This is a genomic window from Nitrosomonas oligotropha, assembly GCF_009833085.1.
Classification (GTDB): domain Bacteria; phylum Pseudomonadota; class Gammaproteobacteria; order Burkholderiales; family Nitrosomonadaceae; genus Nitrosomonas; species Nitrosomonas oligotropha.
The window spans coordinates 59,007-75,021 of sequence record NZ_QRBZ01000016.1 but is presented as its reverse complement, the minus strand read 5'-3'; the positions used below and the strand labels follow the sequence as shown (position 1 = coordinate 75,021).

At 35.6% G+C, this 16,015-nt stretch carries 32 protein-coding genes; all 32 read left to right on the top strand.

All coding sequences use genetic code 11. The features are described from left to right. On the top strand, positions 1-146 hold a 146-nt coding region (locus tag ABD07_RS06085; RefSeq protein ID WP_476703646.1), incomplete at its 5' end, for an EF-Tu C-terminal domain-related protein. A gap of 76 nt (positions 147-222) precedes the next feature. After that, the gene (gene rpsJ / locus ABD07_RS06080) at positions 223-531 is read left to right on the top strand and encodes a 30S ribosomal protein S10 (RefSeq protein WP_013966801.1); all 309 of its coding nucleotides are present in this window, start codon (positions 223-225) and stop codon (positions 529-531) included. Between the two features lie 69 nt (positions 532-600). Then, positions 601-1,248, top strand: coding sequence for a 50S ribosomal protein L3 (rplC, locus tag ABD07_RS06075; protein WP_108698814.1), 648 nt, complete (start codon positions 601-603; stop codon positions 1,246-1,248). A 40-nt stretch (positions 1,249-1,288) separates the two neighbouring features. Further along, positions 1,289-1,909: a 50S ribosomal protein L4 gene (gene rplD, locus ABD07_RS06070; protein WP_160817553.1), complete on the top strand. Its 621-nt coding sequence runs from the start codon at positions 1,289-1,291 to the stop codon at positions 1,907-1,909. After that, positions 1,906-2,241: a 50S ribosomal protein L23 gene (rplW, locus tag ABD07_RS06065; protein WP_160817552.1), complete on the top strand. Its 336-nt coding sequence runs from the start codon at positions 1,906-1,908 to the stop codon at positions 2,239-2,241. The genes rplD and rplW overlap by 4 nt, the downstream gene beginning before the upstream one ends. Further along, positions 2,241-3,074 carry a 50S ribosomal protein L2 gene (gene rplB / locus ABD07_RS06060; protein ID WP_160817551.1) on the top strand — a complete coding sequence of 278 codons (834 nt, stop codon included), beginning with the start codon at positions 2,241-2,243 and terminating at the stop codon, positions 3,072-3,074. The genes rplW and rplB overlap by 1 nt, the downstream gene beginning before the upstream one ends. 8 nt (positions 3,075-3,082) lie before the next feature. Continuing rightward, positions 3,083-3,364 carry a 30S ribosomal protein S19 gene (gene rpsS / locus ABD07_RS06055; RefSeq protein ID WP_108698810.1) on the top strand — a complete coding sequence of 94 codons (282 nt, stop codon included), beginning with the start codon at positions 3,083-3,085 and terminating at the stop codon, positions 3,362-3,364. 8 nt (positions 3,365-3,372) lie between these two features. Then, positions 3,373-3,720, top strand: coding sequence for a 50S ribosomal protein L22 (rplV, locus tag ABD07_RS06050; RefSeq protein WP_108698809.1), 348 nt, complete (start codon positions 3,373-3,375; stop codon positions 3,718-3,720). Positions 3,721-3,740: 20 nt separating this feature from the next. After that, positions 3,741-4,496: a 30S ribosomal protein S3 gene (gene rpsC, locus ABD07_RS06045; protein ID WP_108698808.1), complete on the top strand. Its 756-nt coding sequence runs from the start codon at positions 3,741-3,743 to the stop codon at positions 4,494-4,496. A gap of 65 nt (positions 4,497-4,561) precedes the next feature. Beyond that, the gene (gene rplP, locus ABD07_RS06040; protein ID WP_108698807.1) at positions 4,562-4,978 is read left to right on the top strand and encodes a 50S ribosomal protein L16; all 417 of its coding nucleotides are present in this window, start codon (positions 4,562-4,564) and stop codon (positions 4,976-4,978) included. A 2-nt stretch (positions 4,979-4,980) separates the two neighbouring features. Continuing rightward, positions 4,981-5,169, top strand: a complete 189-nt coding sequence (gene rpmC / locus ABD07_RS06035; RefSeq protein ID WP_108698806.1) for a 50S ribosomal protein L29 — start codon at positions 4,981-4,983, stop codon at positions 5,167-5,169. Positions 5,170-5,171: 2 nt separating this feature from the next. After that, on the top strand, positions 5,172-5,435 hold the full coding sequence (rpsQ, locus tag ABD07_RS06030; protein WP_160817550.1) for a 30S ribosomal protein S17: 264 nt from the start codon (positions 5,172-5,174) through the stop codon (positions 5,433-5,435). A 146-nt stretch (positions 5,436-5,581) separates the two neighbouring features. Continuing rightward, positions 5,582-5,950, top strand: a complete 369-nt coding sequence (rplN, locus tag ABD07_RS06025) for a 50S ribosomal protein L14 (RefSeq protein ID WP_160817549.1) — start codon at positions 5,582-5,584, stop codon at positions 5,948-5,950. 19 nt (positions 5,951-5,969) lie between these two features. Further along, positions 5,970-6,287, top strand: coding sequence for a 50S ribosomal protein L24 (gene rplX, locus ABD07_RS06020; RefSeq protein WP_108698803.1), 318 nt, complete (start codon positions 5,970-5,972; stop codon positions 6,285-6,287). A 16-nt stretch (positions 6,288-6,303) separates the two neighbouring features. After that, positions 6,304-6,843: a 50S ribosomal protein L5 gene (rplE, locus tag ABD07_RS06015; RefSeq protein ID WP_108698802.1), complete on the top strand. Its 540-nt coding sequence runs from the start codon at positions 6,304-6,306 to the stop codon at positions 6,841-6,843. Between the two features lie 7 nt (positions 6,844-6,850). After that, complete coding sequence (gene rpsN, locus ABD07_RS06010) at positions 6,851-7,156, top strand: 30S ribosomal protein S14 (protein ID WP_160817548.1); 306 nt, start codon at positions 6,851-6,853, stop codon at positions 7,154-7,156. A gap of 56 nt (positions 7,157-7,212) precedes the next feature. Then, the gene (gene rpsH / locus ABD07_RS06005; protein WP_108698800.1) at positions 7,213-7,608 is read left to right on the top strand and encodes a 30S ribosomal protein S8; all 396 of its coding nucleotides are present in this window, start codon (positions 7,213-7,215) and stop codon (positions 7,606-7,608) included. Between the two features lie 12 nt (positions 7,609-7,620). Continuing rightward, positions 7,621-8,154, top strand: coding sequence for a 50S ribosomal protein L6 (rplF, locus tag ABD07_RS06000; RefSeq protein ID WP_160817547.1), 534 nt, complete (start codon positions 7,621-7,623; stop codon positions 8,152-8,154). A gap of 11 nt (positions 8,155-8,165) precedes the next feature. After that, entirely contained in the window at positions 8,166-8,522 is a 357-nt protein-coding gene (gene rplR / locus ABD07_RS05995; protein WP_160817546.1) for a 50S ribosomal protein L18, read from the top strand. Positions 8,523-8,552: 30 nt separating this feature from the next. Beyond that, positions 8,553-9,065, top strand: coding sequence for a 30S ribosomal protein S5 (gene rpsE, locus ABD07_RS05990; protein ID WP_108698821.1), 513 nt, complete (start codon positions 8,553-8,555; stop codon positions 9,063-9,065). Between the two features lie 4 nt (positions 9,066-9,069). Next, positions 9,070-9,261 (top strand): 50S ribosomal protein L30, encoded by a 192-nt coding sequence (gene rpmD / locus ABD07_RS05985; RefSeq protein WP_160817545.1) that lies wholly within the window; start codon positions 9,070-9,072, stop codon positions 9,259-9,261. Between the two features lie 3 nt (positions 9,262-9,264). After that, on the top strand, positions 9,265-9,696 hold the full coding sequence (gene rplO / locus ABD07_RS05980) for a 50S ribosomal protein L15 (RefSeq protein ID WP_160817544.1): 432 nt from the start codon (positions 9,265-9,267) through the stop codon (positions 9,694-9,696). Positions 9,697-9,717: 21 nt separating this feature from the next. Further along, positions 9,718-11,034, top strand: a complete 1,317-nt coding sequence (secY, locus tag ABD07_RS05975) for a preprotein translocase subunit SecY (protein WP_160817543.1) — start codon at positions 9,718-9,720, stop codon at positions 11,032-11,034. Between the two features lie 17 nt (positions 11,035-11,051). After that, positions 11,052-11,270, top strand: coding sequence for a translation initiation factor IF-1 (gene infA, locus ABD07_RS05970; RefSeq protein ID WP_013966779.1), 219 nt, complete (start codon positions 11,052-11,054; stop codon positions 11,268-11,270). A gap of 54 nt (positions 11,271-11,324) precedes the next feature. Further along, complete coding sequence (gene rpmJ / locus ABD07_RS05965; RefSeq protein WP_090319434.1) at positions 11,325-11,438, top strand: 50S ribosomal protein L36; 114 nt, start codon at positions 11,325-11,327, stop codon at positions 11,436-11,438. Positions 11,439-11,470: 32 nt separating this feature from the next. Next, positions 11,471-11,830, top strand: coding sequence for a 30S ribosomal protein S13 (gene rpsM / locus ABD07_RS05960; RefSeq protein WP_108698794.1), 360 nt, complete (start codon positions 11,471-11,473; stop codon positions 11,828-11,830). Positions 11,831-11,867: 37 nt separating this feature from the next. Beyond that, positions 11,868-12,257 carry a 30S ribosomal protein S11 gene (gene rpsK / locus ABD07_RS05955; RefSeq protein ID WP_090319440.1) on the top strand — a complete coding sequence of 130 codons (390 nt, stop codon included), beginning with the start codon at positions 11,868-11,870 and terminating at the stop codon, positions 12,255-12,257. Between the two features lie 9 nt (positions 12,258-12,266). Then, on the top strand, positions 12,267-12,893 hold the full coding sequence (gene rpsD, locus ABD07_RS05950; protein ID WP_160817542.1) for a 30S ribosomal protein S4: 627 nt from the start codon (positions 12,267-12,269) through the stop codon (positions 12,891-12,893). A gap of 31 nt (positions 12,894-12,924) precedes the next feature. Then, on the top strand, positions 12,925-13,926 hold the full coding sequence (locus ABD07_RS05945; RefSeq protein ID WP_108698792.1) for a DNA-directed RNA polymerase subunit alpha: 1,002 nt from the start codon (positions 12,925-12,927) through the stop codon (positions 13,924-13,926). Beyond that, positions 13,916-14,314 carry a 50S ribosomal protein L17 gene (gene rplQ / locus ABD07_RS05940; protein WP_160817541.1) on the top strand — a complete coding sequence of 133 codons (399 nt, stop codon included), beginning with the start codon at positions 13,916-13,918 and terminating at the stop codon, positions 14,312-14,314. Before ABD07_RS05945 ends, rplQ begins: the two co-directional genes overlap by 11 nt. Before the next feature lie 81 nt (positions 14,315-14,395). After that, the gene (locus ABD07_RS05935; protein ID WP_160817540.1) at positions 14,396-15,238 is read left to right on the top strand and encodes a biotin--[acetyl-CoA-carboxylase] ligase; all 843 of its coding nucleotides are present in this window, start codon (positions 14,396-14,398) and stop codon (positions 15,236-15,238) included. Between the two features lie 7 nt (positions 15,239-15,245). After that, entirely contained in the window at positions 15,246-16,010 is a 765-nt protein-coding gene (locus ABD07_RS05930; RefSeq protein ID WP_160817539.1) for a type III pantothenate kinase, read from the top strand. Positions 16,011-16,015 lie beyond the last annotated feature (5 nt).

The following is a 16,015-nucleotide window of genomic DNA, read 5'->3' as shown; positions in this document are numbered from 1 at the left end:
GCACGGAAATGGTGATGCCTGGGGATAACGTATCGGTGACGGTAAACCTGATAGCGCCGATTGCGATGGAAGACGGATTGCGATTTGCGATACGGGAAGGCGGACGCACGGTTGGCGCCGGCGTCGTCGCAAAAATTATTGAGTGATATTTTATAAGGCGAAATAGAGTTAGAGTCAATCCCCGTGTGAAATTGAATCTATAAACTCGAGATTAAAATATATATGCAAAACCAAAAAATTAGAATTCGTCTTAAAGCATTCGATTATCGGTTGATAGATAAATCGGCTCTTGAAATTGTAGAAACGGCAAAAAGAACAGGAGCCGTTGTTAAAGGCCCTGTTCCATTGCCGACTAGAATTGAACGTTTTGATGTGTTGAGATCGCCTCATGTGAATAAAACGTCTCGTGATCAATTTGAGATTAGAACACATTTAAGATTAATGGATATCATTGATCCAACAGACAAAACAGTCGATGCTTTGATGAAATTGGATTTGCCTGCTGGCGTGGATGTAGAAATTAAATTATAAGTATTCTTAAATAGTTAGAGTGTTCAGTTGCTCTTAATAAAAGCATGTGCTCTTTGATAGAGGCGGAAAATGACAATAGGGTTGATTGGTCGTAAAGTTGGAATGACTCGCATCTTTACTGAGAATGGTGATAGTTTGCCAGTAACAGTGATAGATGTTTCCAATAATCGTATAACTCAGTTAAAAAAATCTGATACGAATGGTTATACTGCAGTGCAATTGACGTTTGGAAAGAAAAGAGCAAGTAGAGTCAATAAATCAATTGCGGGACATTTCTCAAAAGCAGGTGTAGAAGCAGGAAGCATTGTAAAAGAGTTTAGAGTAGCTGCGGATGAAGATATTAATCAACTGCAAAATGGCGCAGTAGTTCCGTGTGGAATATTTAAAGTCGGCCAGAAAGTGGATGTGTCTGGAACAACCATCGGTAAAGGATATGCAGGAACAATAAAGTTGCATCACTTTTCATCAAATCGGGCTAGTCACGGTAATTCAAAAGCGCATAATAAACCAGGCTCAATCGGAATGGCGCAAGATCCCGGTCGAGTCTTTCCCGGAAAAAGAATGTCAGGTCACATGGGTAATGTAAAAAGAACTGTTCAAAATATAGAGATATTAAGAGTTGATGAAGTAAGGAATCTATTGCTTTTAAAAGGTGCCATACCAGGATCTAAAGGCGGTAACGTTGTAGTGCGTTCGAGCATTAAAGTAAAGAAATAGATTGATTAATAAAACGAAATAACAATAGGATGAACAAGTAATGGAGCTGAAGCTTATCGGTGAAAAGAATCAGGCAGCAGAAAATATCACTGTTTCTGATGAACTTTTTAATAGAGATTACAATGAGGCGCTTGTTCATCAAGTTATCACTTCTTATCTGTCAAATGCACGTGGAGCAACACGAGCTCAGAAAGGACGTTCAGAAGTCGCAAAGTCAACTCGAAAGCCATGGCGTCAAAAAGGAACGGGGCGAGCTCGTGCCGGTATGGCATCAAGTCCAATATGGAGGGGGGGCGGAAAAATTTTTCCTAATACTCCAGATGAGAATTTTAGAAAAAAACTCAATAAAAAAATGTATCGTACCGGCATCAGTATTATTCTTTCGCAACTATTGCGTGATGATCGTTTAATGATCATTGATGGATTCAATGTTGATACACATAAAACTAAAGCTTTTAGAGAAAAATTAGTTGCGTTAGGACTTAATGAAGTAATGGTAATTACGAATAATGTAGATGAAAATTTATACTTATCATCACGCAATATGCCGCATGTTTCTGTAGTAGAAGTGAAAAATGTAGATCCAGTAAGTCTTTTAAAATTTGAAAAGATTTTACTCACAGCAGAAGGATTGAAGAAACTTGAGGAACTTCTGTCATGAAAAATTTAAATATAAATCAAGAACGTTTATTAAAAGTGATATTAGCGCCGTACATCTCAGAGAAAGCTACGTTTATTGGAGAGAAAAACAATCAAACGATATTTCGTGTGGCGACAGATTCAACTAAAAAAGAAATAAAAGATGCCATAGAATTATTATGGAAAGAACAAAAGATAGAAGTGAAAAATGTTCAAACGATCAATGTTAAAGGAAAAAGTAAAAGATTTGGACGTTTTATGGGACGTAGAAGTGATTGGAAAAAAGCCATTGTAAGTATTAAGGAAGGGCAGGAATTGAGTTTTGCAAACTTTTCAAATGCAGAGGTTAAATAATGGCCCTTGTTAAATTAAATCCAACCTCACCCGGAAGAAGATCAGTAGTTAAATTGATCAATAAAGACCTTTATAAAGGTGAGCCTTATAAAAATTTATTAGAAAAACAAACTAAAACTGCAGGGCGCAATCATTATGGTCGCATTACAACCAGACATCGCGGTGGTGGTCATAAACATCATTATAGATTGATAGATTTTAAACGTGATAAAGATGATATTACCGGTATAGTCGAACGTATTGAATATGATCCTAATAGGACAGCCAATATCGCCTTAATCTGCTATCAAGATGGAGAAAGAAGGTACATTATTGCTCCAAAAGGATTAACGGTAGGTGCAAAAATTTCTAGTGGCAAAAATGCTCAAATAAAACCCGGAGATGCACTGCCTTTACGTAATATACCAATGGGAACGATAATTCATTGTGTTGAATTATTACCAGGAAAAGGTGCTCAATTAGCGCGATCAGCAGGTGCTTCAATACAATTACAAGCACGAGAAGGAAATTATGCGCAAATAAAGCTTCGCTCTGGAGAAATGCGGAAAGTGCATATTGATTGTCGTGCTACAATCGGCGAAGTAGGTAATGCTGAACACAATTTAAGATCTATTGGTAAAGCGGGCGCTGTCCGGTGGCGTGGAATAAGACCAACTGTACGTGGTGTGGCAATGAATCCTATAGATCACCCACACGGTGGCGGGGAAGGAAGGACATCAGCAGGAAGACATCCAGTCAGCCCATGGGGAACACCGGCTAAGGGCTATAGAACCCGAAAAAATAAAAGAACAGAAGTGATGATAGTTCGTCATCGTTATTCAAAAAAAGGATAATAGATTAAATGGCACGATCAGTTAAAAAGGGACCATTTGTAGATACGCATTTAATGGAAAAGATATTGAAAGCGCGTGAAACAAATGATAAAAGACCTGTTAAGACATGGTCAAGACGATCCACAATTTTGCCGGATTTTATAGGAATGACGGTGGCTGTGCACAATGGCAAGCAGCACATTCCTGTTTTTGTGACAGAAAATATGGTCGGTCATAAATTTGGCGAATTTTCATTGACACGTACTTTTAAAGGCCATGCTGGCGATAAAAAAGCAGTTACTAAGCGATAGGAATAAATATGGAAACTACTGCTAAATTACGCGGAGTAAGGTTATCAGCACAAAAGGGACGTCTTGTAGCAGATCAGATAAGAGGTCTGTCAGTTGACAAGGCGCTGAATATTTTGACTTTCAGCCCTAAAAAAGGTGCAGAAATAATTCGCAAGATCTTGGAATCTGCCATTGCAAATGCAGAACATAATGATGGCGCAGATATTGATGAATTGAGAGTTTCATCTATATATATTGATAGAGGGGTATTGATGAAACGAACAAGTGCACGTGCTAAAGGTCGTGGTAACAGAATTGTGAAACCTACATGTCATATCTCGTTAACAGTAAGCGATAATGGTAGTCAAATTAAATAAAATCAAAGGCATTAATTGATATGGGTCAAAAAATACATCCAATCGGATTTCGGCTTTCAGTTCAAAGAAATTGGTTGTCAAAGTGGTACGCAAATAGCAATAACTTTGCAACGATGCTGAATGAGGATATAAAAGTACGAGCTTTTCTTAGTAAAAAGCTTAAAAATGCTTCGGTTGGTAGAGTTTTGATAGAAAGACCATCAAAAAATGCAAGAATTACTATTTATAGCTCGCGTCCAGGTGTGGTTATTGGAAAAAAGGGTGAAGATATAGAAGTATTACGTATGGAGCTCCAAAAAAGAATGGGGGTTCCTGTTCATGTTAATATCGAGGAAATAAGAAAGCCCGAACTGGATGCGCAATTAATTGCTGATAATATTGCTCAGCAATTGGAAAAAAGAATTATGTTTCGTAGAGCGATGAAACGTGCAATGCAAAATGCTATGAGGCTAGGAGCTCAAGGTATAAAAATAATGAGTTCGGGTAGGTTGAATGGAATTGAAATTGCCCGCACAGAATGGTATCGAGAAGGTCGCGTTCCTTTGCATACGTTAAGAGCAGACCTCGACTATGCGACATCAGAAGCTGAAACAACTTATGGCATTATTGGTATTAAAGTGTGGGTTTTTAAAGGCGAGATACTTGGGAAAAGTGACACAAATAGCCTAAATGCCTCAGGTAATGCTTCTGATCATGAAAAAAAGAAAATTAATAAGAAATCCTCTTCATCATTTATTAAAGAATCCGATTCTAAAATAGATAAAAGCATTGAATGATACAAGCATTTAATTACAGCTACTAGATTCTTTATATCTGATAAAAATATATTCTGGGGAAAGAGATGCTTCAACCAGCGCGAACTAAATATAGAAAGCAACAAAAAGGAAGAAATACTGGTATCGCAACACGCGGTTCAAAAGTTAGCTTCGGTGAATTTGGCTTAAAAGCAGTTGATAGAGGTCGATTAACAGCTCGCCAAATAGAAGCTGCACGAAGAGCAATGACAAGGCATATTAAAAGAGGTGGTCGTATCTGGATACGAATTTTTCCTGATAAGCCAATTTCACATAAGCCCGCCGAGGTTAGGATGGGAAATGGTAAAGGTAGTCCAGAGTATTATGTTGCTGAAATACAACCGGGGAAAATGTTGTATGAAATGGATGGAGTTAGTGAAGAATTAGCGAAAGAAGCATTTAAACTAGCTGCAGCAAAATTACCAATTAAAACAGTGTTTACTATTAGGCAACTTGGCGGATGACAATGAAAGTTAGTGAATTGAAAGAAAAATCATTATCTGAACTTAACAAGGAACTTATTTCTTTGTTAAAAGTACAATTTAGCTTAAGAATGCAATTAGCTACACAGCAACTTTCGGATACTAGTCGAATGAAAATGATTAGAAAAGATATCGCAAGAGTTAAAACAATTATGACTCAGAAAGCAAGTTAACTATGAATAGTGAAAAATTAAAACGTACACTGACTGGGCGTATCACAAGTAATAAAATGGATAAAACAGTTACAGTACTAGTTGAGCGTCGAATAAAACACCCTCTTTATGGAAAATTTGTAATTAGATCAAAAAAATATCATGCACATGTTGTGGATGAACAGCTTTCAGTAGGCGACATTGTTTTAATCGAAGAATGTCGTCCATTATCGAAAACTAAAAATTGGAAAGTAGTGAAACACGTAAATAGTATATCCGAGAGATAAATAGTCTTTATTGCTACTCTAAGCGTAATTTACTATAAATCGTATTAGGCATGTTATTTTCTTGTATAATGCCGCCTCTTTGGTACTTCGTGATACTTATAAATTTAAATAAATACTCAATATGAGTTTTTAAAAGAGATTATTAAATGATACAGATGCAATCAATATTGCGAGTTGCTGATAACACAGGTGCGAGATCATTAATGTGTATCAAGGTACTTGGAGGATCAAAGAGAAAATATGCAGGAATTGGCGATATAATAAAAGTAAGCATTAAAGACGCTGCACCTAGGGGACGTGTAAAAAAAGGTGAGGTTTACAATTCCATTGTGGTGCGTACGGCAAAAGGTGTAAGACGTATAGATGGATCATTGTTAAAATTTGACGATAATGCTGCTGTACTTTTAAATAACAAGCTTGAGCCGATTGGAACCCGCATATTTGGTCCTGTTACACGTGAATTGCGGAATGCACGTTTCATGAAAATTGTGTCGCTTGCTCCAGAAGTTCTGTAATAGTTAGAAGAGAATAGATATGAGAAAAATTAAAAAAGGTGATGATGTAATTGTAATTACCGGAAAAGATAAAGGAAAAAAAGGTACGGTGCTTCGCACAATAGGTACTGAGCGTTTATTAGTACAAGGAATAAATTCGGTAAAAAAACATCAAAAACCTAATCCTTCAACTGGAGTTACTGGAGGAATAACAAGTAAAGAAATGTCAATTCATATTTCAAATGTTGCAATTTATAATTTTTCGCTAAAGAAAGCAGATAGAGTTGGATTTAGATTAGATTCTAATGATAAAAAAGTACGTATTTTTAGAACTACTAATGAATTGATTGAAGTATAAAAGGAATTGTAATCATATGGCGCGCTTACAGGACTATTACCGCAATACAATAGCAGAAGAATTAAAAAATCAATTCGGATACAAATCTGTAATGGAAGTACCGAGTATTACAAAGATAACACTTAACATTGGATTGGGCGAAGCGACTATCGATAAGAAAGTAATCGAGAATGCAGTTTCAGATATAAAAAAAATTTGCGGTCAGCAGCCAGTCGTAACGAGAGCCAAGAAATCAATTGCAACTTTTAAAGTCAGAAAAGATTATCCTATCGGATGCATGGTAACTCTCAGAAAAGTTAGAATGTATGAGTTTCTTGATAGATTAATTACTATTGCAATACCGAGAATACGGGATTTCAGAGGAATATCAGGAAAATCCTTTGATGGTAGAGGGAACTATAATATGGGTATAAAAGAGCAAATTATATTTCCTGAAATTGATTACGATAAAATTGATGCTTTACGAGGCATGAATATTTCAATTACAACAACTGCTAAAAGCGATATAGAAGCGAAGGCTTTATTAGCAGCATTTAGTTTTCCCTTCAAGAATTGAGGAAGTTATGGCTAAATTATCTACAGTGAATAGAAATAATAAAAGACAAAAATTAGTAGCTAAATATTTTGAAAAAAGAAAAAATTTATACAAAGTAATTTCAAATTATTCACTGGATGAAGATGATAGAGCAAAAGCACGTCAACAATTACAGAAACTTCCTAGAGACTCTAGTGCTGTAAGATTGAGAAATAGATGCGAATTAACAGGAAGACCTCGTGGTGTTTATTCCAAATTTGGGCTTGGAAGAAATAAATTAAGAGATATGGCAATGAGTGGAAAGATACCAGGAATCATAAAAGCTAGCTGGTGAAGTTTTTTTTAATAAATTAATCATAGTATAAATAATTATTATAGAGTGTAATCGATATGAGTATGAGCGATCCAATTGCAGATATGCTAACAAGAATTAGAAATGCTCAAATGGCAAGAAAGCATTTTGCTAAAATGGAAAGTTCTCGCTTAAAAATAGCAATTGCTAATGTACTAAAAGATGAAGGATATATAGATTCGTATAGTGTCATTAATGAAAATAGTAAAAGCACCTTAGAGATAATTCTAAAATATTATGCAGGTGAGCCTGTAATAGAAAATATTAAACGTATAAGCAAACCCGGTTTAAGGATTTACAAATCCAGTAAAAATTTGCCAAGTGTGATGAATGGCTTAGGCACGGCTATATTATCAACATCAAAAGGCGTAATGACTCAAAATAAAGCGCGCGAATTGGGTATCGGTGGCGAACTCTTGTGCATTCTAGTTTAAAGGATTTATCTAATGTCTCGTGTAAGTAATAACCCAATACCTGTTCCTGAAAATGTAGAAATTATTTTGACCGAACATGATATTAAAATAAAAGGACCACTAGGAGTTCTGGAATATCCTTTAGCATGTGAAATTATTGTGTATAAGCTAGATGGTTTTTTGAAGATTAAAACAAACTCTGATTCTCAACATGCAAATGCTTTATCTGGTACATTCAGAGCATTAATTGCAAACATGGTTCATGGCGTCTCAAAAGGCTTTGAAAAAAAATTGCAACTTGTAGGAGTTGGCTACAAAGCACAAGCGACGGCAAATCGATTGAATCTTACACTCGGTTTTTCACATCCAATTGATTTTGAAATTCCAGATGGGATTAAAATTGAAACACCCACCCAAACAGAGATAATAATTAAAGGTATCGACAAACAAAAGGTCGGACAAGTCTCGGCGAATATTAGAGCTTATAGAAAACCAGAGCCTTACAAAGGAAAAGGCGTTCGATATTCAGATGAAGTCATTATTCTTAAAGAAACTAAGAAAAAATAAGTGAAATAAACATGTCGAATTTAAAAGATAAGCGTATTAGAAGATCAAAGAAAACACGTGCGACCATAGCCGAATTGGGCGCCATTAGATTATCTATTCATAGAAGTAATTCGCATATATATGCACAATTGATTGATGATAAGAATAATAAAACTATTGCTAGCGCATCTACCTTAGATCCTGATGTAAAAAAAGAAATTAAGACGGGTGGGAATATTGATGCAGCAATAATAATTGGGAAAAGAATTGCAGAGAAAGGAATAAAGTTTGGTATATCAAATATTGCATTTGACAGATCTGGATATAAATATCATGGTCGAGTTAAAGCTTTAGCTGATGCGGCTCGTGAAGAAGGGTTAAAATTTTAACAAAGTGTAATGATATCCAAGGTCGAGAATATGAATACTAAAACGATAGGGACAGAAGAAAGTGGTGACGATTTACGTGAAAAAATGGTTGCTATCAACAGAGTTACAAAAGTTGTTAAGGGTGGTCGTATTTTAGGATTCGCAGCTTTAACCGTTGTCGGAGACGGTGATGGTGGCGTTGGTATGGGTAAAGGTAAGTCACGAGAAGTACCAGTTGCTGTGCAGAAGGCTATGGATGAAGCTCGTCGAAAAATGATAAAGATTAAATTGAAAAATGGATCCATTTATCATCCCATCACTGCATCACATGGCGCTGCAAAGGTATATATGCAACCTGCTCCTGAAGGAACAGGTATTATAGCTGGTGGACCCATGAGAGCTATATTCGAAGTAATGGGAATGACCAATATTTTGGCTAAATGTATTGGTTCTACGAATCCATATAATGTAGTAAGAGCAACACTAAAAGGCTTAAATCAAATGAACACTCCTGCGACAATTGCTGCCAAACGCAATAAAACAGTAAAGGAAATAATAGGTTGAAATTATGGTTAATTCTCAAATAGAAAAAACTATCAAAATTACACTTATTAAAAGCTTGATAGGAACAAAAGAATCCCATAAAGCAACAGCTCGAGGCTTAGGATTGAGAAAGCTAAATAGTTCATCAATACTTAAAGATACCCCTGAAGTACGTGGAATGATTGACAAGATTAATTATTTAGTTAAATGCGATTAAATTATGTATTTAAATTCTATTAAACCTTCTGAAGGCTCAAGAAAAGTTAAGGTCCGAGTTGGACGTGGTATAGGGTCAGGTATGGGGAAGACCTGTGGAAGAGGCCATAAAGGCCAAAAATCAAGATCGGGAGGATTTCATAAGGTAGGATTCGAAGGTGGCCAAATGCCAATTCAAAGACGCTTACCTAAAAGAGGTTTTGTGATTTTAAGAAAACGAGAATATCCTAATATACGTTTGAATGATTTAAATTCACTTTCCGAAACAGAAATTACTATCGAAACTCTGATTGCAACTAATATAGTTTCCAAAAAAACGAATAAGGTTAAAATATTTAAATCTGGAAATTGTACTAAAGCTTTCAATTTTAAAAATATTGCAATTAGTAAAGGAGCAAAAGATATACTCCTAGCTTCTGGAAGTACAATTTCATAAAGATTTTTAAATCTAAATAATATGTCAAACTCCCCTGTAGATAAATTTGCTGATCTTAAGAAACGCTTATGGTTTTTGCTGTTAGCGCTAATTGTCTATAGAATTGGTGCACATGTTCCTGTTCCGGGAATAGATCCTATTGTACTGAAAGATCTATTTGAATCACAAGAAAGCGGTGTCTTGGGTATGTTCAATATGTTCTCAGGCGGAGCTCTTTCGAGGTTTTCAATTTTTGCACTAGGAATTATGCCGTATATATCGGCATCTATTATCATGCAATTAGGAACAGTTGCAATTCCTTTTTTAGAATCTTTGAAAAAAGAAGGGGAAAGTGGCAGAAGAAAAATTACGCAATATACAAGATATGGTACAGTCGCTTTAGCATTAGTTCAAAGTTACGGAATTTCGATTGCGCTTCAATCTCAAGCCGGTTTAGTGATAAATCCAGGTGGAATGTTTACTATTACTACTGTTATTACATTGGTAACTGGCACAATTTTTTTAATGTGGTTAGGTGAGCAGATCACCGAACGTGGCATTGGTAACGGGATATCATTAATAATTTTTGCGGGCATAGCTGCTGGTCTGCCGAGCGCTATTGGTGGTACCTTAGATTTAGTTAGTACAGGCTCGATGCATTTTTTAGTAGCACTTGGCATATTTGTCGCTGCTGCTTGTGTAACAGGAATTGTAGTATTTGTTGAAAAAGGACAGAGGCGAATTTTAGTTAACTACGCTAAACGCCAAGTTGGGCAAAAAGTATATGGCGGTCAAAGTTCTCATTTACCTTTAAAGCTAAACATGGCTGGTGTAATTCCGCCAATTTTTGCTTCAAGCATAATTTTATTTCCGGCAACATTGGCTGGATGGTTCGCTAATAATGAATCTTTAACATGGTTAAAAGACATTAGTTCAGCATTATCACCAGGTCAACCGATATATGTAATCTTATATGCAATGATGATCATTTTTTTCTGTTTTTTTTATACAGCTCTTGTTTTTAACCCTAAAGAAACTGCTGATAATCTTAAGAAAAGTGGAGCTTTTGTACCTGGCATTAGGCCAGGAGACCAAACTACGCGCTATATTGAAAAGATTATGTTACGCTTGACATTATCGGGTTCAATTTACGTTACACTAGTTTGTTTATTACCTGAATTTTTAATTTTGAAATGGAATGTTCCTTTTTATTTTGGAGGCACTTCTCTTTTAATTATCGTAATTGTAACTATGGATTTTATGTCACAAGTTCAGTCGCATGTGATGTCATCACAATACGATAGTTTACTTAAAAAAGCTAATTTTAAAAGCAATCAAGCGAAGTTACCTACAAGATAAATATTTGGCGTTTTTTAATGGCAAAAGAAGATACAATACAGATGCAAGGTGAAATTCTCGAAACGCTTCCAAATGCAACATTTCGAGTTAAGTTAGAAAATGGACACATAGTGTTAGGACATATTTCGGGAAAAATGCGTATGCACTATATAAGAATTTTGCCAGGTGACAAGGTTACCGTTGATTTGACGCCTTATGATTTAACAAGGGCTCGAATTACATTCCGAGCTAAATAGAAAATAAAAATCTACATATTATTATTACTAATTATAATTTCTAAATCAAACCTTATGAAAGTAAATGCTTCAGTTAAAAAATATTGCAGAAATTGCAAAATAATTAGACGTAATAGAGTTGTGCGAGTCATTTGCATAGATCCAAGACACAAACAACGACAAGGTTAAAAGTGAAAGCAAGATTATATAGGAAAATATAAATGGCACGTATTGCTGGCGTAAACATACCTAATCATCAACATGTTGGTATTGCTCTCACTGCAATTTATGGTATTGGTAGATCTAGTTCTAAGAACATTTGTCATGCTGTTGGCATAGATACTGATAAAAAATTGAAAGATCTCACTGAAGAGCAAATTGAACAATTGCGTGAATATGTAACTCGAATGACAATTGAAGGAGATCTTCGTCGTGAAATTTCGATGAACATTAAGAGATTAATGGATCTTGGATGTTATAGAGGCTTACGACATCGACGAGGTCTCCCTGTTCGAGGACAACGTACTAGAACAAATGCAAGAACTAGAAAAGGCCCTCGCAAAGCAATACGTGCTCGTTAACTTTGTTAATTAAATAGATGCAATTTCGGGTGTTATAATGAATAAAACAAACTCACGTGTTAAGAAAAAGATTAAAAAAAATGTTTCTGAGGGCATTGCACATATACATGCTTCTTTTAATAATACAATAGTTACAATAACTGACAGGCAAGGAAATGCTCTATCATGGGCTACTTCAGGTGGAGCTGGATTTAAAGGGTCGAGAAAAAGTACACCATTTGCCGCACAAGTTGCTGCTGAAACAGCGAGTAAAATAGCTATTGATTGTGGCGTCAAGAATCTTGAAGTCAAGGTAAAAGGCCCAGGTCCTGGTCGTGACTCTGCAGTAAGAGCTCTGAATGCGGCTGGTTTTAAAATTACTAGTATTTCAGATGTGACACCCGTGCCACATAATGGTTGTCGTCCACCTAAAAAACGCCGTATTTAAGGAGATATCTTGGCTAGAAATCTTGCACCAAAATGTAAACAATGCCGACGAGAAGGTGAAAAATTATTCTTGAAAGGTGAAAAATGTTTTACTGATAAATGCGCTATAGAGCGTAGAAATTATCCACCTGGACAACATGGTCAAAAAAAAGGACGATTATCTGATTATGGCGGTCAGTTGCGTGAGAAACAGAAAGTTAAAAAAATCTATGGCATTCTAGAAAAACAATTTCGGAATATTTATAAGGCTGCTGACAAGACACGAGGGATAACTGGCGATAACTTATTACAATTGTTAGAAAGTCGCCTTGACAATGTCGTTTACCATATGGGATTTGGATCATCCAGATCAGAAGCCCGTCAAATTGTTAGACATAATTGTATTTTGGTAAATGGACATAGAGTTAATATACCGGCCTATTTAGTTAATGTCGGGGATACGATCGAAATTGATAAAAATGCGAAAAATCAATTACGCATTAAATCTTCTATTGAGATAGCCAACAATCGGAATTTCCCTTCCTGGATAGATGTAAATGTTAACGAAATGAAGGGTATCTATAAAATGAAACCTGAGCGTTCGGATTTACCTTCTTCTATTAATGAATCATTGATAATTGAATTATATTCAAAATAGTCAATATAGATTTTAAACAAAAGGATTTTTTATGCTCGGTACGGAGCTGCTTACACCACGAATTATTGATGTTCAGAACATATCTCCTTTGCATGCCAAAGTGGTGATGGAACCTTTTGAAAGGGGTTATGGCCATACATTGGGTAATGCACTTCGAAGAATTCTATTATCTTCAATGTCTGGTTTTGCTCCTACGGAAGTTAAGATCGCTGGAATAGTTCATGAATACTCTGCTTTAGATGGAGTCCAAGAAGATATAGTTGATATCTTATTGAATATTAAAGGTATAGTCTTGAAACTTCATAATAATGACGAGGCTACTTTATACTTGAGGAAAAATGGAAAAGGTGTTGTTACTGCTGGCGACATTGAAACTGGACACGATGTTGAAATAATTAACCCAGAACATATCATTGCTCATTTGACTTCAGATAGTAAAATTAATATTGAATTGAGGGTAGAGAAAGGAAGAGGATTTGTTCCGGCAACAATTAGAAAGAATAAAAATGTTGACAAAGACATTGGAACAATTTTTTTAGATGCTTCTTTCAGTCCGGTTAGACGCGTTAGTTATACTGTTGAAAGTGCTCGAGTAGAGCAGCGTACCGATTTAGATAAATTAATTATTGATTTGGAAACAAACGGCGTTGTTGAGCCAGAAGAAGCAATACGATATGCAGCCCGTGTTTTAGTACAGCAGTTGTCGGTTTTTGCAGATTTGGAGAGTACCCCTATTCCAAAAGAAAAACCACAAATGCCTCAAATTGATCCCATATTGCTTCGGCCTGTTGATGATCTAGAGCTAACTGTCAGGTCCGCTAATTGTTTAAAAGTAGAAAATATCTATTATATTGGTGATTTGATTCAACGGACGGAGGCTGAGTTACTAAGGACACCAAATTTAGGAAGAAAATCTCTCAATGAAATTAAAGAAGTATTGGCATCGAGAGAACTCACTTTAGGTATGAAATTAGATAATTGGCCACCTGCTAATTTAGAAAATATATCGAAGGATCAGAATCATGCGTCATAATAATGCATTTAGAAAATTAAATAGAACAAGCAGTCACAGACTAGCAATGTTTCGTAACATGAGTAATTCTTTATTACGTCATGAAGTGATTACTACAACGCTTCCAAAAGCAAAAGAACTCAGAAGTTATGTTGAACCTGTTATTACTTTAGGAAAAAAACCCTCTTTGTCTAATCGTAGAGCAGCTTTTAATAAGTTACGTGATCGCCAGATCGTAACAAAATTATTTGATGAGCTTGGTCCGCGATATAGTGCGCGACCAGGTGGTTACGTGAGAATTCTTAAATACGGCTATAGAAAAGGCGACAACGCTCCAATGGCGCTAGTGGAACTACTTGACCGTCCAGTTGAAGAAGCAACTGATAAGAATGAAATCAATGAAGAATAAAATTGTTTTTGTTTCACAATCTTTATTTGATAATTTTTTAATACAAAATTACTACTAAAGAAGTTTTTATATATTTCATTTTTGGAAAAAATTAAGAATTTTAATGTAGTTAAAGTTAATTTATTAAATAAAAATAAAATTCTTCAGCTTATTCCCTATGATTCAAATAAATTTAATATAAAAATATTCAATATAATTGATTCCACGAACAATTATATTTTGAATAAATTCGATAAATCTGAATACTATAATAAACCAATAGTTGTTGCATCTGCTGAGATCCAACTTAAAGGTCGTGGTCGGGAAAATCGTAAATGGTTTGGAGGCACATTAGGTAATACGCTGGCCTTTTCAATTTTGTGGCGTTTTGAAAATGATGTTTCTGTCTTATCTGGCTTAAGCTTAGTTATTGGTGTTGTTCTCGTACGTGTCTTAAGATCTTTCTCAGGCAACAATATTTATCTTAAATGGCCTAATGATATCCTGTTCGATAGTAGTAAATTGGCAGGCATATTAATAGAGCTTCGTGGAAAAATAGATGGACCAGCATTTGCTGTAATTGGCATCGGTATAAATTTTCATCTTCCGCTTTCGATAAAATCTCACATTGAACAAAAAGTAACTGATTTATTTCAATGCACAGGCAAAGTGCATGATCGTAACGAAATATTTAGCGCACTTCTTATTCAATTATATACAGTTTTGTCTGACTTCGAGAAATATGGCTTCTCATATTTCAAAGAGGAATGGATGAGCTATCATGCGTACCAAGGAAAGAATGTGACGCTGCTTTTTCCAAATAAACAATCGGTTGATGGAATTGTTGATGATGTAAATGATGACGGTTCTATTTGCTTAATTACTCCTGATGGTAGACAATCTTATAATACCGGTAACATTTCTATGCGCTTAAAAGATAATTAAGCGACAGATGAACCTCACTTTCTTAGTCATTGATTCAGGCAATTCTTTCGTTAAATGGGGATTGTTTAATAATGATCACTGGTCAACTCAAAATAGTATATCTTATGATGCTGTTTCTGATTTAGAGACAGAATTTAGCGTCTTCTCAGAACCGTATTTAATTATAATTTCTCACGTAGCACGGGATAAAACAAAGAACGAAATTAGCAAGCTCATTTCGCGCTGGACTACACAACCCATATGGCATCATTCTCAATCCTATCAATGTGGTGTTTCCAATGGTTATACAAATCCAATTAAGTTGGGCAGCGATCGTTGGGCAGCCTTGATTGCTGCATGGAACATAGAACATAAGGCTTGTTTGGTTATTAATGCTGGTACTGCGGTAACTATCGATACGTTATCTGACAGTGGAAAATTTCTAGGCGGCATTATTTTGCCGGGCGTTCAATTGATGCTTAATAGTCTTTATTCAGGGACTCAGTTGGAAAGTGATGAGCCGGGTACTTACGAAAATTTTCCCGTTAACACACAAAATGCGATTCATAGTGGCATAATACAAAGCCTAGTAGGTGCAATTGATCGCATGTATAGTATTTTATCTACGCAACTCAATCATTCATCTATAAACTGCATCATCAGTGGCGGGAACGCATCCTTGCTGAGTTCTTTCATTAAGTATCCTACTAAGATAATTGACAATTTAGTTTTGGAAGGATTGGTAGTGATCGCTAAAGACGAATTGAAAAGACGCGAGTTGACGAGTTCATAAAATAC